16 protein-coding genes and 3 tRNA genes are annotated in these 15,568 nt (G+C 33.4%); 14 read left to right on the top strand and 5 right to left on the bottom strand.

The window, feature by feature from the left end; genetic code table 11:
* Positions 1–9: 9 nt before the first annotated feature.
* Entirely contained in the window at positions 10–1,692 is a 1,683-nt protein-coding gene (gene gltX / locus KO361_00975) for a glutamate--tRNA ligase (GenBank protein ID MCC7574146.1), read from the bottom strand.
* 279 nt (positions 1,693–1,971) lie between these two features.
* Between gltX and KO361_00970 the strand changes: the two genes are divergently transcribed.
* The 3 genes from KO361_00970 (at position 1,972) to KO361_00960 (ending at position 3,286) form a co-directional block, all read left to right on the top strand.
* A tRNA-Ala gene (locus KO361_00970) sits at positions 1,972–2,080 on the top strand.
* A gap of 108 nt (positions 2,081–2,188) precedes the next feature.
* Complete coding sequence (locus KO361_00965) at positions 2,189–2,539, top strand: hypothetical protein (GenBank protein MCC7574145.1); 351 nt, start codon at positions 2,189–2,191, stop codon at positions 2,537–2,539.
* A gap of 99 nt (positions 2,540–2,638) precedes the next feature.
* Positions 2,639–3,286 carry an HAD family hydrolase gene (locus tag KO361_00960; GenBank protein ID MCC7574144.1) on the top strand — a complete coding sequence of 216 codons (648 nt, stop codon included), beginning with the start codon at positions 2,639–2,641 and terminating at the stop codon, positions 3,284–3,286.
* Positions 3,287–3,332: 46 nt separating this feature from the next.
* Here the strand turns inward: KO361_00960 and KO361_00955 are convergent, their stop codons facing one another.
* Positions 3,333–4,046: an rRNA pseudouridine synthase gene (locus KO361_00955; GenBank protein MCC7574143.1), complete on the bottom strand. Its 714-nt coding sequence runs from the start codon at positions 4,044–4,046 to the stop codon at positions 3,333–3,335.
* 160 nt (positions 4,047–4,206) lie between these two features.
* Between KO361_00955 and KO361_00950 the strand changes: the two genes are divergently transcribed.
* From KO361_00950 to KO361_00920, 7 genes are all read left to right on the top strand, one after another.
* Positions 4,207–5,388 (top strand): radical SAM protein, encoded by a 1,182-nt coding sequence (locus KO361_00950; protein ID MCC7574142.1) that lies wholly within the window; start codon positions 4,207–4,209, stop codon positions 5,386–5,388.
* A gap of 36 nt (positions 5,389–5,424) precedes the next feature.
* Complete coding sequence (locus KO361_00945) at positions 5,425–7,290, top strand: hypothetical protein (GenBank protein ID MCC7574141.1); 1,866 nt, start codon at positions 5,425–5,427, stop codon at positions 7,288–7,290.
* A gap of 56 nt (positions 7,291–7,346) precedes the next feature.
* Entirely contained in the window at positions 7,347–7,571 is a 225-nt protein-coding gene (locus tag KO361_00940) for a 30S ribosomal protein S17e (protein MCC7574140.1), read from the top strand.
* 12 nt (positions 7,572–7,583) lie between these two features.
* On the top strand, positions 7,584–7,865 hold the full coding sequence (albA, locus tag KO361_00935; protein MCC7574139.1) for a DNA-binding protein Alba: 282 nt from the start codon (positions 7,584–7,586) through the stop codon (positions 7,863–7,865).
* Positions 7,866–7,957: 92 nt separating this feature from the next.
* Positions 7,958–8,031 (top strand) — tRNA-Arg (locus KO361_00930).
* Positions 8,032–8,122: 91 nt separating this feature from the next.
* A complete protein-coding gene (locus KO361_00925; protein ID MCC7574138.1) occupies positions 8,123–9,214 on the top strand; it encodes a hypothetical protein in 1,092 nt (363 codons plus the stop codon).
* Between the two features lie 126 nt (positions 9,215–9,340).
* Positions 9,341–9,556 carry a hypothetical protein gene (locus KO361_00920; GenBank protein ID MCC7574137.1) on the top strand — a complete coding sequence of 72 codons (216 nt, stop codon included), beginning with the start codon at positions 9,341–9,343 and terminating at the stop codon, positions 9,554–9,556.
* On the opposite strand, the gene KO361_00915 is transcribed toward KO361_00920, so the two are convergent.
* Together KO361_00915 and KO361_00910 are read right to left on the bottom strand one after the other, a co-directional pair.
* Positions 9,553–9,822, bottom strand: coding sequence for a CDGSH iron-sulfur domain-containing protein (locus tag KO361_00915; protein MCC7574136.1), 270 nt, complete (start codon positions 9,820–9,822; stop codon positions 9,553–9,555). The genes KO361_00920 and KO361_00915 overlap by 4 nt on opposite strands.
* 66 nt (positions 9,823–9,888) lie before the next feature.
* A tRNA-Val gene (locus KO361_00910) sits at positions 9,889–9,961 on the bottom strand.
* A 162-nt stretch (positions 9,962–10,123) separates the two neighbouring features.
* On the opposite strand from KO361_00910, the gene KO361_00905 reads away from it, so the two are divergent.
* The 4 genes from KO361_00905 to KO361_00890 all read left to right on the top strand — a co-directional run bounded on the left by KO361_00905 (position 10,124) and on the right by KO361_00890 (position 14,234).
* Positions 10,124–10,714 (top strand): nucleotidyltransferase domain-containing protein, encoded by a 591-nt coding sequence (locus tag KO361_00905; GenBank protein ID MCC7574135.1) that lies wholly within the window; start codon positions 10,124–10,126, stop codon positions 10,712–10,714.
* Positions 10,707–11,186: a HEPN domain-containing protein gene (locus tag KO361_00900; GenBank protein MCC7574134.1), complete on the top strand. Its 480-nt coding sequence runs from the start codon at positions 10,707–10,709 to the stop codon at positions 11,184–11,186. Before KO361_00905 ends, KO361_00900 begins: the two co-directional genes overlap by 8 nt.
* Before the next feature lie 460 nt (positions 11,187–11,646).
* On the top strand, positions 11,647–13,848 hold the full coding sequence (locus tag KO361_00895) for a hypothetical protein (GenBank protein MCC7574133.1): 2,202 nt from the start codon (positions 11,647–11,649) through the stop codon (positions 13,846–13,848).
* A 167-nt stretch (positions 13,849–14,015) separates the two neighbouring features.
* A complete protein-coding gene (locus KO361_00890) occupies positions 14,016–14,234 on the top strand; it encodes a hypothetical protein (GenBank protein MCC7574132.1) in 219 nt (72 codons plus the stop codon).
* Here KO361_00890 and KO361_00885 read toward each other — a convergent pair.
* Complete coding sequence (locus tag KO361_00885; protein MCC7574131.1) at positions 14,229–15,533, bottom strand: hypothetical protein; 1,305 nt, start codon at positions 15,531–15,533, stop codon at positions 14,229–14,231. The two genes, KO361_00890 and KO361_00885, sit on opposite strands and share 6 nt — an antisense overlap.
* Positions 15,534–15,568 lie beyond the last annotated feature (35 nt).

The following is a 15,568-nucleotide window of genomic DNA, read 5'->3' as shown; positions in this document are numbered from 1 at the left end:
AACGAAAACCTAAGAATGAGTAAACCAAAAAAAGTATTTATTACCTTCAACTTTATCCAAGCGACAAAACCCGAAACGCTCGAACTGAACAACATCACCAACTCTCGCTTTCTTTACGTTTTCTTCACACAAACCCTTAACAACTTCTTTATCAGGCATTAAAACCTCAGCTTCAACACCGCTTGAAACAGGCAAATAATGAAGCATACTCTTACCTTTTTCCTTAAACGTTTTAACATCTTCATCCAAGAACTTAGCCACCTTACTTTCAAAGTCAAACTCAAAATTAAACAATTCAATAAACCTGTAAACACCACTCTTAAAAGAATCAAAATCTTTACGCGAAACAAAGAACACATCCTTTGTATTAAACAAACGACCACCCTTCCTGTGCATAGGATGAAGATTCAACTCAAAACTCTTACTCGGAGCACCCACAACTTCTAACTTAACAGGATCAGAAACAAAGAAAAACCTATCAGAAGACTCATCCAATAATCTACGATTCTGAACAATCAAATCATCCCAAGTCAAAACAGATTCACTCTTAGAAATACCAGTACTAACAACGAAATTCTCAATAGCCCTAGGAAGAAAACCCCTACGACGAAGAGCACAAAGAGTAATAAGAGAAGGATCATCCCAACCAATCAACTCATTATTCTTAATCATCTCACGAATAACCCTACCAGACGCTTCAGCACCCTCAATATTAAACCTCGCCATCTCAAAAATCTTAGTTTCATCATAACCAAACAAACGCTGAATAAATCTTTGAAGCTCATTCCTCATCTCAAACTCCTTACTCCTAATACGATGAGTAATCTTAAAATAACCATCCATGATGCTATTTTGAAAATCATAATTAGGCCACACCCTATACTTAGAACCATGACGAGCATGTTCATTCAAATTAACACGAAAAATACTAGGATCACGCATAGTACTATTCTTATGCAACAAATCAATTTTCAAACGAACAGTAGCATCACCAGGACTCATAGAAGTCTTCATCAAATCCCATAACTCAAGATTCTTAACAGACGAATTACCACGACAAGAACAAGGAACACCAGTTTCCCTTTGAACCTTAATATCCTCAGATTTACAAGAACAAACATACGCCTTATCATCCTTTAACAAAGATTCACAATGCTCATAATACAAATCCATAAAATCAGAAGCAAAAACCAACTCATCCCAAGACACACCGAGCCAACCAAAATCCTTCAACATAATATCATAAAACTCAGCCCTAACCAAATCAGGATTAGTATCCTCAAAACGCAAACAAAATTCGCCGTTGTATTGTTTAGCAAGCAAATAATTCAATAATAAAGATTTAGCATGACCAATATGAGGATGCTTCTCAGGACCAGGAGGAAACGCGGTCTTAACAAACTCACCCTCTGAAATGCCTAGAAAATCAAAAATATTCCTCTCCTTCTTAACAAAAACATCAGGTTCCAATTCAAGAAGCTTCTCCTTTTGAACATCCAAACCAAGACTATTAACTTCGCCTGCAACAACACCTAACTCAACAACCAAAGACTTCATATCCTTACGCGCATCAGGAAACTCACCAAGAAAACCACCAATCAAAGCCTTAGGATTAGCAGAACCATCATGCTTAACAGCATTCTTCAACGCGAGCTTAAACATCAAATCCCTTTGCTCAATACTAAAAACCATAAAACAATAGTGAGTGAGAAATCTTTATAAAAACTTCGACTTTTACAACCAACGGTTTCGTCCGTTGATGCCGAGTGGGTCTTCCTTCGGTCGAGCCCAAAGTTAAGCAATAAGTAGGGGCTCTTAGCTCCAACGGTTTCGTCCGTTGATGCCGAGTGGGTCTTCCTTCGGTCGAGCCCGAAGTTAAGCAATAAGTAGGGGCTCTTAGCTCCAACGGTTTCGTCCGTTGATGCCGAGTGGGTCTTCCTTCGGTCGAGCCCGAAGTTAAGCAATAAGTAGGGGCTCTTAGCTCAGTCTGGTAGAGCGCTCGGTTGGCACACAAAAGAATAAAAAAAATTTTTTTTGTCCAAAGATCGTGAGGCCGCGGGTTCAAATCCCGCAGAGTCCATCAGGAGTTTGCGGTCCTGAAACAAGTGTTGAGGATATCGCAGAGTCCATCTTAGAGGAAAACGAGTTATTCACAAACTTTTTATAATTAATAACAATACTTCAAGGAATGAAGACGCATATTGACCCTAAAGAAAAGAACATAAGAGTCAAAACAACCAGTGTATTAATATGCAGTAAGCCGTGTAAGAAGTACGGCTCACAAAACGATGATTATCCTGTGCTCGTAATAAAATTATTTGACGTTAATAATCCGCATAAGTCACCAAGTGTTTTTCCACACACGATTTACGAGTTTACAAACATAGAGAAAGTTAGAATAAGAAGATTGAATGTTTCTTATTATTTAGCGGGTGAACACACTGTTATAAATGACTTGGAAGAATTATACATAATAAGGGATGAAAACAAGATAGAGTTAAAAGCGTACCAATACGAAGTGGAACACAGAGATAAATAATTAATAAAAATAATTAATAAAAAAAAGTTATTCGTTAATCCTTAAAAGGATTCATGTTCAAAAAGAAGCATAACGCTTTTTTTCAAGGAGGAAAAAGAAATGAAGAAAAAAGTATTAGTTTTTGATTTATGGGGAACCATAGTCGAAACAGGAGTGAAACCAAGTCCGAGCCGACAAATAAAATATTTCTTAAGAGTGAGAGAGTCATTCTCAGACTTCGTGTTAGCGTTTGAGCATAGCTTCATGACTCGAAAATTCGAATCATTAAAACAAGGATTCGAACACGTAGTTAAAGATTTTAACTTAAGAATACCTGATTTTGTCTATGAAAAAATGATAGGGATGTGGAACAAAAACGTTATATTATCAGAGATGTACGAAGACGTAAAACCAGTACTAGAAGAACTAAGAAAAAAGAAATACAAAACAGTGCTACTAGCAAACATAGATCAATTCGCATACGAACAATTAGAACACAAACACCAATTATCAGAGTTATTCGACGCTGTTTACCCATCATTCGAAACAGGACTATTAAAAATAAATTCTGAGTCATTCGAAAAAATAGCTAAGGATCTAAAAGTAGAAAAAGAAGAAATACTAATGATAGGGGACTCGGTGCATAGCGACATGGAAGCAGCTGAGAAAGCAGGAATACAAGGATTGCTATTAGACAGAAAAGACAACAGAGAATACGATAACAAGATATTGTTATTAACAGAATTAGAAGAACAACTAAAAAAATAAGCACCTAATAATTTCATTTTTTTTTTTTTTTTTTTTTTTTTTTTATTTATTTCTTATTGTTTAATCTTTTCTCAAGCTCTTCCTTAGAAAATTCTTTAACAACGTTATTACCAAGAATATCCAAAGACAAACCACCAATCTTAATCCTACGAAGACTCACAACTTCATGATTCAAAGCATCAAACATCCTACGAATCTGCCTGTTCCAGCCAGTCTCAAGAACGATTTCAAAAACAGTTTGCTCAACACTAGGAATAATCTTGATGTCACATTTAGCAATACCTTCATCTAATTTAATACCTGTTCTTAACGCGACGATGTCATTCTTAGACAAATTACCAAGACACACCCCATCATAAGTCTTCTTAATATTATTAGACGGATGCATAACGTAATTCGCGAAGTCACCATCATTAGTAAGAATTAACAAACCAGTAGTATCCTTATCAAGTCTACCAACAGGATACACATTAAGATCCTTAAACTTATCAGGTAAAACACTCATAATGGTTCGCTCATTAGGATCAAAAACACTAGTCACTAATCCAGCAGGCTTATTCATCAACAAATAAACTTTTTTAACAACGCGCACAACGTCTTTATCAACCCTGACTTCATCAACTAAAGGATCAGCAACAGAACCCAGAACAGCTACTTCACCATTAACAAAAACACGACCTTCCCTAATCAAATCCTCAGCTTTCCTCCTAGAAACACTAGAATTATTACAAATAATCTTCTGAACCCTAACTTTAACCATAAAAAAAAGAAATAACTCACAATTTAAAAATATACTCAATCATATTCAGTATATTCAGTATAATCAATATATGCAATATGTTAATTTACTGCGCTTAATTAGCTTAAAGATTAATTAATAATCGTAAAAAAATATAAACAACACAAAAATCCTAATAAAAATGATAGAAATAAAATTCGAAGACATAACGTTTCAAGAAACCAATACGGGAATAAGAATATGGTATTACGATAATTATTACTTTGACGTAGAAGAAGAACTAGGATTCGAATACGAAATAAAAACCAAGAACTTGTACGTGAACAACGAAAAGAAAGCAGAAAAAAAACTAAGCATAATAATAAATCAAGGACTAAAAAAATTAAGAAACAAATTAAGAAACAAAGAAACATTACTAATAAACGAAGAACTAGGACTGCCACTAATAGGAAGCAACGAATTCGGATTAATAGACAGAGGAACAAACATAATAGAAGTAAAACCAGTAACAGGGTGTAACTTAAACTGCGTTTTTTGCTCAATAAGCGAAGGAATAAACAACAAAAAAGACTTAGTAGTAGAACTAAACTATTTAATACAAGAGTTCAAAAGATTAGCAAGCATAAAAAAGAAACCAATAGAAGCAAACATAGGACCACAAGGAGAACCTTTATTGTACCCAAGAATAATAGAACTAGTAAGAGAAATAAAAAAAATAAACAACGTAGAAACAGTATCCATAAACACTAACGGAACATTACTAAATGAAGAATTAATAGATAAATTAAAAGAAGCAGGACTCACAAGAATAAATCTTTCATTACATTCATTAAGCACTGAACAAGCAACAAAGCTAGCAAACGCTTATTACGACGTGGAAAAAATAAAAAGAATCATAAAGTACTGCGAAGGAAAAATAGACATCATGCTCACCCCGTTATACATACCAAGTCACAACGAAGACTTAGAAGAATTATTCTTATTCGCGAAAAACATAAAAAACAAAAACTCGCCGATCCTAGGAGTACAAAATTATTTGAACTACAAACAAGGAAGAAACATAACGCAACAAGCAGAATGGAACACTTTCTACGATTACCTAAGAAAAAAAGAACAAGAACTAAAAATTCCATTAATGCTAAAAGAAACAGATTTTCAAATAGATTACGACGAAACACTTCCTAAGCCATTCAAAAAAGGACAAATAATCAAAGCAACAATAATAACTAATGCGAGAAACAAAAACGAGTACTACGCGACCGCGCAAGAAAGAACAATAACAGTGATAAACCCTAAGAAAATTAACGGAGTAGTAAGCATAAAAATACTAAGAGATAAACACAATATATACTTAGCAACATGAAAAGATTTAAATAAAAACAAAAACAAATAAAAAAACATGATTAACAAAAAAAGAGGAACAATACTATTAATAATTTCTTTAATAATATTAAGCATGAGCTTAGCATCAGCACAAAAAACAATAAAAGAAGACTGGTTCGAACACTACGAAACATTCATTATAGGAAGTGACATTTACGAAGTAAAACTAAGCCAAGACTACAAAAACGTTTTATTCAGACAAAATGAGTACAGAAACTTAATAAGCTTAGGAAGTTGCAGAGACCACGAATCATACACTTTTTGCTATCAAAATTACAGCTTCGAAAAAAAACCAAACATAGACGATAAAGGACAATTGATGCCGGGAATACACATAAAAATAACGCAAGCAGACGCGGCATCAGGACATTCAGCCACGATAAAATCATCAGAGACAGGAAGCAAATTCACTAATTATGAACAAGAAGCAAAAATAACAATTAAGAACACCGCAACCATTCATCTAAGCGGAGCACAACTAGAAATCACGATTCCAGAAGGAATAAACATAACTAACAGAAAGAACTTTGTTTACTTAGGAAACAAATTAACAATACCAGTATCATTATCACCGAACGAAGAAAAAGAATACGTTTTCAATTACGAAATAAAAACAGAAGGAAACAAAAGAGTAGACTATGACTTAACCAAGGAAGGAGTATCCATCAGGAAAGGAAGCTTCACAGTGAAAGGATTACTACCTTACGAAATAAAAATTACTAATCCAAAAGACATGTACATCAGGGAACTAAAAACTTTTGAGATACTAGTAAAGAACATACACATGTCCAACGACTTAGAAATAAAAGAATTAATATTAACAGGACCTGTGAATTTTCAATACGTACCAATGCAAAGACTAACAAGAACAGGATTCGGAGTACACTCCGCGACTAACGTAGTAATACCTGCAAGAACGGAACGCGTATTCTCAGTTAGATACAGACCTTTCTTCGCGGGATCATACACATTTAATTTAGTAACGCAACTAAGTCACAACTATGAATACGAAGAAAACTTCGAAGAAAAAATAGAAGTACTAAATGATGGATTAGCAACATCACTACAATTCACAAGAAAAGAAATATCACTAAACTCGGAATCAGACTTACAAATAATACTAAAAAACGAGCACGCATCATTATCATTCAGAAACATAGAAGCAAAAATAGAATCAGCACTGTATAACGGAACAGAAACACTGAGTAACATCGCGCCAGGAAGCATAATAACTTTACTAAACCAAAAAATTATTCCTCCGCAACTAGAAGAAGATAAAACATACGAAGTAAAAGCAACAATTACTTTCTCTAACGAAGCAGGACAAAAAGAAACAGTGATACTAACAGATTCACTAAAAGTAATAGGAAAAGGACCATTACTAAAAATAAGTCATAAACTAACGCCGAGATCAACAACTAAAGCAGAAGAAGAAATAATAATAGAAACAACAATTCAAAACTTAGCAGACAACCAATTAAGAAACGTAGAAATAAAAGATACGTTCTCCCAAAAAGTAACAATGATAGCTGGACAAACATCAAAAACAACTAATATGCTAGGAAAACAAAACGAACAAGCATACTTATACAAAATAAAAATGCCAGAAAGACCAACAAGAAACGAACTAATAATAACGACGACGGCGAGAATCCCTGACTTAGACTACGAAGTACAACAAACATCAAGATTAAAAGTAGACGGACAAATATACGAAGACGAACACGAAGAAGAAGAACAAGAAATACTAGAAGAAGAACAAGAAATAATAGAAGAAGAAAAAGAAAAAATAGAAAGAGAAATAAAAGACCAAGAAAAAGAAACTAATTTCTTAAGAAGAATGATTCGCGGAATAGAGAGATTCTTCTCAAACCTATTCTAAAAAAAAGAATAATCCCTAAAAAAAAGTTTTTTTGCAAAAATTTTATAAACAAAACAATGTTTCACGTTGAGAAGAGGCATACAAATATGGGGAGAATAAAACCAAGAAGATTAAAAGCAGCGACCGAGAGCGTGTTCTCAGAAAGAGGAGAAACATTCACAACGGACTTTTCAACCAACAAAAAAGCAACGTCAGACGCACTAGACGTGAAGTCTAAAAAATTAAGAAACGTAATAGCTGGATACGCAACTAGGTTGAAAAAAAGAGAAACAAAGAACTAAAAGGTGATAACTATGGAAGACGAACACTCCATATACATAGGACAAAAACCATTTATGAATTACGTAACAAGCGTAGTCGTGCAATTCACGACTAAAGGCGCAGAAGAAGTAACTATTAAAGCACGAGGAAAATTCATTGCTAGAGCAGTCGACGTCGCAGAAGTAGCACAAAACAGATTCTTAAAAGACAAAATAACTGTGAAAGACATAAGGATAAGCTCAGAAGAATTCAAGAACCAAGAAGACAGAGAAGTAAGAGTATCCACAATCGAAATAATCTTATCAAAAATATAATTCTTCAACTCATTTTTTTTAATTTTTTTTTTAATTTTTTTCTAATATTTTAGAAACTTTTATTAAAAAAAACAACGTAACAACAAGAACAAGGGCTCGTAGTATAGTCTGGATAGTACGACCGGCTTCGGACCGGTAAACCGGGGTTCAAATCCTCGCGGGCTCATAAAAAAAACAATTTTCTCGAAAAACATGTGGATAATTTTCAATAAAATTTATTAATTAAAAACTTATTAATTTATAAAGAAGGAAATAAAATGGTAAGTATAATCGGTATCGATTCAAGATTATTTAAAAGACAAGTTATTAAAAATAATGGTGAACCAGGATATTTTGACTCAGTATTGGGAGTGGCTGTAAAAGTAGATGATTTTTTTAAATTTGATGAAGCATACAAAATAGCTTTGAATAAAGCTTTTAAAAAAGTTAATAAAATTCCTGATTATCAATATTATTGTTATAATGATATTAAAGATTTTGAAAATGCTTTTGAAATACTTGATGAATTTTCTAAACAAATAGTTAAACATATAGAAAAGATTCATGTGTTTTACACTCTTTTTTCAAAAAAAAGAGTGCCTGAAATAAAAGTATATGGTAGACTTTCAAAAGATAAAAAAATTAAATTAAATAAACCAACAATGAATTATGAAGAATTGTTAAATAAACATTTAACTCATTGTTTTCCGATTGTTTGCGCGTGGAGATTAAGCGATTATCTTTCTTCAGAAACAGTTAATTTTCATTTAGACTTTTTTGAAGGACGTAATTTTGAGGGCTATGAAAGATTAAAAAAATTAGGATTTAATTTTTTAACATATCCTTCAGGCGATTGTTGTAATCCAGTCATATCAACAGCGGATTTATTATTAAGTTTATTAGATATGCGTTTAGAAAAAGAAAAAAAATTTTTAATATTTGAAAATATCAGGCCGTTGATGCCGGAATTCAAAGAAAAAGTACTTGTTTATCCTATTTCAAATAAACATCTTCCATTTATAACTCCTTTAGAAAAAAAATCAATTAATACAATTTCTTACGCGAGACACCCTGTCTACTGGGTTTTTAAAGGTGATGAATTACTCAACTCAGGAATTATGAAAAGATCTCCTGCTTATAGAAATCTTATAGATTTAGCATCATCAAATTGTGCAGTAGTTAAAATGTTTAATAAAAATAAAGACTCTGACAATTTTAAAGTAGGGGATTATGGCGTATTTATAAATGAAGAAGGCAAATCTTTAATAAATAATTACATAGTATTAGGGAAGAAATTAAAACTTTTTGATTTAAATCTAATGGTTGCAAAATCTCCGAAAGAAAAACAGAAACATTTATATAATTTATAAGGCTTATAATTAGTACAACATACCCGATAGGTTATGTTTACCGCGTAGATTAATTGATAACCTTTCTTTCTTTTTTTGTCTTTATTTTAAAAACATTTATTAACTACTAAAAAAAATTAGTTATGAATGATTGAAACACAAACATTTTACGTAATAGTGCTATTGTTGGCAGTGTGGGAGCTAATCTGGAAAGGAATCGCTCTCTGGAAATCCGCGAGAAACGAAGAACTAACATGGTTTATTTGTTTACTAGTGCTAAACACAGCAGGAATACTACCAATAATATACATACACTTTTTTTCTGAGAAGAAAAAAACTAAGAAAAAGATTAAAAAGAATTAATTATCTTTCTTGGTTTTATCTTCTAATTTTTTAAGAAGATCACCTTCGTTACTAATCTTAACATCTTCTTTCTTACTGATAAGAATTCTTTCACCAGTCTCAGTGTATTCATACAAAGAATCTTCATCTTCCCCAGTACAGAATTCGTGAGAGTTATCACAGAATGGTTCATTCTTAGTTAAACCACACATACAAATCCACTTAGTTTCTCCACCGACCTTGATAGCTCGAGGAGAAGTTTCTTCACGCCTAGTAAGCCTTGCCACCAAAAAACACCCCTTAACCAATTTTTTGCAATCCCTCAAAAAAAAGAAATAACAAAAAAAGATATATGGGCCCACCCGGACTCGAACCGGGGATCCTCTCCGTGTAAGGGAGATATCATAGCCGCTAGACCATGGGCCCACACAAATCTAAAAGGTATAATGATTGTTTTAAAAATTTTTTGGAAAACAAATTGAGGATAAAAAACAGAAAAACATTGAGTGCGCGACTAAAAAAAGTATGATGATAAATTATGAAAATAATAAAAAAATTTATATAATGGTTGTATTATTAAGTATACGTATGTATGAAAAATTAAGATTCACGGAGAATACTTTGAGAGTATTAGCTTTATTCACTAATGATTTTAAAAGAGAGTATTATGTTAGAGAAGTTGGAAAATTGTTAAAAATTAGTCCGAGAACGGCGCAACTCGTCCTTGAAGATTTAGAAGAAAAAGGAATTGTGGAATCAAAAACAAAAGGTAAAATTAAGATATTTAAATTAAATGTGAGTGAATTCACTAAGAGATATCTTGTTTTTGTAGAACAATATAAATTAATTGCTTTTTTAGAAAAAAAACTTTTAATTAAAGAAATAATAGAAAAAATAACGCCTCATATTAAAGGAATAGGTATAATTTTTGGAAGTTACGTTAAAGGATTAGAAAAAAAAGGTTCTGATTTGGATATCTTTATTGTAGGAAGTCATAATAATGAAGAAATAAAAAAAGTTTCAAAGAATTTAGGTTTAGAAATAAGTGTTAAGTGTTATCCTTTAAATAATTTTGAGAAAAATATGATGAAAGACGTTCTCATAAAAGAAGTTTTAAAAAACCACGTGGTTTTTTTAAATGCAGAACAATTTATAGAAGTGGTTTTTAAAGATGAATAAAATAAAGTGGTGTATTGAAAAAAAAGAAGGGTTGAACTTAATCGATCCAAATTCTGATTTGGCAAAAGCTTACATTAAAAAATCAGAAGAAGCACTCGAATCGATGAGGCTAAACATAATTAAAGATTGGAGAATATCCACGGCGTATTACACGATTTATTTTTCATTATATGCTGTTCTGATGAAATTAGGTGTGAAATGTGAAATTCATTCATGCACTATCGAATTCGCAAAAAGATTCTTAAAAGAGTACTTTGAAGAAGATGAATTAGGATTTATTGAAGATTCTTTAAAAGCGAGAGTTGATTCTCAGTACTACGTAGACAGAACTGTTCCAGACGAACAATACAATAAGATGATTCAAAAATCACCGGAGTTCTTAGTGAAATGTAAATCTATTCTTATTAAATTAAACGAAAAAAAAATTAATGAATTAAGACATAAACTCAAAAAAGAAATAAAAAAAGAATAATTTTAACACCTATCGATGAAATAATTCTGCGTAAAAAAAACAAAAAAAACAAGCTCTTATATATTAATAGGAACCACTAAAAAAAGCCTCGACGAAGCAAAGACGAGAACACAAAGAAAAAACCCTGAAATGCTGAGTGTAACTAGAGAGTGATAATAGCTTAATTCTTAGGAATTCTTAGGAATTAAGGCGTAATACGGATTTTTTGTTTCTAAAAAACCTTATTTGTACGAAAACTTTATAAAGAAAATAAGATACTAGAGTTGTACGTTCAGCGAATTATCGACTAGAGTAAGTTGGTGCTCGTGGGCTTAAATTAACCAGTAAGCAATTGTTGGTTAGCGCAAACCACGGGTGACAAAAGAAAATCGTCGGTGACAATGAGCGAAAAAAAAATAAAAAAAGAATACCGGTTGAAAACAAAAAACGAAAGTTAATGTTTTAACACGGAGGTGTTTAAATGAACATAAAGAAAACAGTAAAAAAAATAACCGCTGTTCTTACAGGAGCAACAATGCTTGGTGCAACTGTAATGGGAGCAATGGCGGCTGATTTAGGAAACTACCCAGCACCATTAATCGAGAACGGCGCATGGAACGGTAAAGTAGTTGTGGGCGCAGTAGCAGCAGCTGAAGACATCGCTGGAGCAGCAGCTCTAGGTGCAAGCTTACAAACTTATTCTAAAGTACCTGTAAGCGTAGGCGGCGGAGTAATCACCGTAGAAGGTGGTTGGTATGACGAATACGGTCTAAACACACCTTTCCCAGAAGTAGCTGAACCATTGGACCAGTCAGACCTTTCAGGATTGTACGATAGAACAATCAGATGGGGAAGTGGCAACGTTAAAGTAAAAGAAGTAGTTGAGTTAGCAGAAAAAGAAATGAAGGTAAAAACATCAATTAAAGATTTGAATGAAGACTTCGGATTAAATCCTTACTTAGTTGTTAAGGAAGACGCTATAGAATACAGAGTAGAATTTGAATCAAGCAAAATAAATGTTAATGATTCTGATTTTGGATCAGGAAACAAAGAACTAAGATTCGAATTCCTAGGAAGAGAATTCATAGTGACTGAATACAACAATGATACTGGTGCTTTCACAGTAGAATCTTCAGTTGAAGAATACTTCAACCAAGGAGACGAAGTAACTGTTGATGGTGTAACTGTAAAAGTTGATGTAATCGCACAAGACACTGTTAGAGTAATAGTAAACGGTGAATCAAGATTTATTAGCTTGAATGACGAATACTCATTCAGAAATGCTAACTGGTTCACAGTTAAAGTAGATCAGCTAATGTTCGTTGAAGCAGGACATGCAAGCAACGGCGTAGTATTGAAACTTGGCGAAGATATCACATCTGAAATCGAAGATGGACAACCAGCAGAGCTACTAGGAGAATCAGACAGAATGTCAGAAGCAGAATGGTTATGGACTACATCATTCACAGATAACTATTTGAATTCTGTTGGGATTGTTAACAACAAACTAAGAGAAGATCCATTATCAGACAGTGCAACAACCAGGCCTGCATTAGGAATGGGCGAAGAATGGAAACTACCAGGAGGATTCGTAGCAGTAGAATTCTCAGGATATGTTGACAACGCAAGAACTGATTTGAACATCGACTTCGTAAGAACAAGTTTCGTATTGAATAGTAATGATACAGTAGCAACTCCTAACTTGTATGTTATGAGATTAACAGCAGACACAAGCAGTGATGTATTCGAAATTGGAACTGTTAAAACCAATGAACTATATGTCTATGCTATTGATCAAGACAATGATGAACTCTTATGGGGTTACGACGATGGTACAGATTTAATCCTTATGGATGATACACCTGTTGACAGTTTCTTGATAAACATGAAGAGAAACCAAGGATTAAATGTTAGTGTAGATACAGAAGGACTAGTGTTTGAATTTGGTAGTGAATCTCTGTTTGTAAATCTTACTCATGGAGCTGGATACACAGGTGCTGCAATAAATGGTAATTGTACAGTGGGTAGTTTCGTAGTAAATGTAAATGGCACGACTGAAGAAGCTATTTGTGGTTTCCGAACATTCGGAGACAAACTAAGCGAAGCACAAGGAACTGATTTAATATATGGTCCTAACACACAACTAGGTAGATTAGACTATGGTTTAATGCTAGGATATGGTGTAACAATCGATAATCCAGAATACCAACTAGACAGAAACAGACTAACAATGAGTATACCTCATGAAGCAGCTGAAGCAGTAGTTGTAGTAAAAACAAGAGACACACAAACACATGTTTCAAGTACAGACGGCGCATACCAAATCGTTGCAATACCACCAGCTGACGTTGGAGTATTAGACAGAGAAGTTATGAACATGATTGGTAACGTACCAATGCTAGTAGTTGGTGGACCAAACGCTAACACAGTAGCAGCTAACCTATTAGGCGTACAACAATTCAGCGAAGAAATCGCAGATATGTTCGAACCTAATAAAGCTATGATTAAGTTGTTCGAAGATAAGAACGCTATCTTAGTAGCTGGTTACGAAGGTAAAGACACAAGAGCAGCTTCACTTGCTCTAGCTGACTTTGAAGCTAACAAAGCTAAGTTCGCTGGAAACAAAGAAGTTGAAGTTATCGTGTCTGGAACTTCAGTTAGTGCAATCAACGCTCCTAACTAAGAAGCATTGATTAAGCCAAAATAGTTTTTAACCTTTTTTCTTTTTTTTTCTTTTTTTTTCTTAAATTCTTCTCGTAATTTATTTTTTAAGTTTCAGACATTAACAAAAACTTAAAAGTAAACTTTATAAAATACGAAGTACAACGAAGTAATAAAAGGTGATAATTAATGGATACGAAGAACATGTCTAAAGATGAACAAATAGGATTTCATAAAGGATCATTATCAACGCTTTCTAAGGAAAGAGAAGAACTAGCAAGAATCCTTAGCATAGTTGAACAATTAATGCAGATGCACATAGGCGCATTAAAAGAACTAGGCGTTGACTTAACTAAGCAAGAAAAACAAGAAGTTCCTAAGAAGAAACCTGTTGAAGACATCTTATGAATAATTCCTAGAAGATAAAAAAGCAGGCAAAAATATCTCGTTAGCGACATACTCAGCTATTTTGTTAACGTTATATTCTTTATTTTTTATTTTCACTTTCTTAAACAATTCGTTAGTCCTCATAGAGTTATAAGCCTTAGAATTATGACCGAAAGGACTATTAAAAACGTACAAGAAATAACCAAGATTATCCTTGAACTGTACTTCTATAGGGCTCTTATTACTTTTAAGATTCATATCGAGCCAAGTACCATACACCAAAGCACTTTTGCATTTGTTTACTCTATGCTCAGACAACTCGTTATTACCTATTAAGTAAGAAGTTCTAAGCAACTCCACGACTGCTTCCTCAGAAGCATCAAAAGACTCCCTAAGCGTTTTACTAATACTTTTATCATCAAGACTTAAAGGATAACGATGACTAAGATTATGATTCCTGTTGCTTTTCAACAAAAGAGCCTGAGAAACATGCTTGTTAATATCATCAATACTCTCACAAAGCTCCATCACGCCTATACCATCATACATAGGCTCCTTTCTTATACCTGAGACGTACTTAGCGAGCTTCATAGCTTCCGAAGACTTAATCCTACCTTCGAGCCTGGCTTTCTTAGAAGTCTTCTTAGAAACAACGTCATATTCAAGAACATTAGCAGTCACTATGGCTATGTCTTTCCAATCCAATCCAGGATTCTCAGAAAGAATCTTAACGGCGCTACTAGGCAAATACTTATCAGGCTCATTAAGAATAAGAGTCTCTATGCCTTCCTCAGAAACATGAGAATTAACAGGGGTTTCCTTTATGCTAACAGGATAATCAATCATTGTTTTCAAACGAGAAAGAACTTGCTTCTTAGTAGAAGTCCCTGACAAAAAATTACGATTATGAGCTTTCTTTAACACGTTACTCACACAATCAACCCAAGGCTCAAGATCTTCTTCTAATACTTGAGTTAAAGAACCCTGAGAATTACCCTTAGTAGCCACTTTTAAGAACCGTCTAGGATTAACGCCTTCATCAACTTCCATTCTAGAATCAAAATACTTCTTAATAGTGCTTCCACGAGCATCAGTCCAAACCTTAACGATAGCATCAAGCTGATAAAAATCAGAACTCTTCAAACTCTTCTTAATATGCCTAATAACCTCGTCCTGAAACTTATTATCACTTATATCTTCATCCTTAAAAGAATACTTACTATGAACTTGCTCCATAGTACTTTTAACTAAGCTTTTAAGATTCTCAACCCTGTTCTTAAGGTCTTTACAAAGATAAGCTTCAGGCATTACTTTATTCATAATAACTAATAATAACAAACAATATATAAATCTTT

The sequence above is a fragment of the Candidatus Woesearchaeota archaeon genome (assembly GCA_020854775.1).
Lineage (GTDB): Archaea > Nanobdellota > Nanobdellia > Woesearchaeales > 21-14-0-10-32-9 > 21-14-0-10-32-9.
The sequence above is the reverse complement of the archived record's forward strand: the minus strand, read 5'-3'. Positions and strand labels throughout refer to the sequence as shown.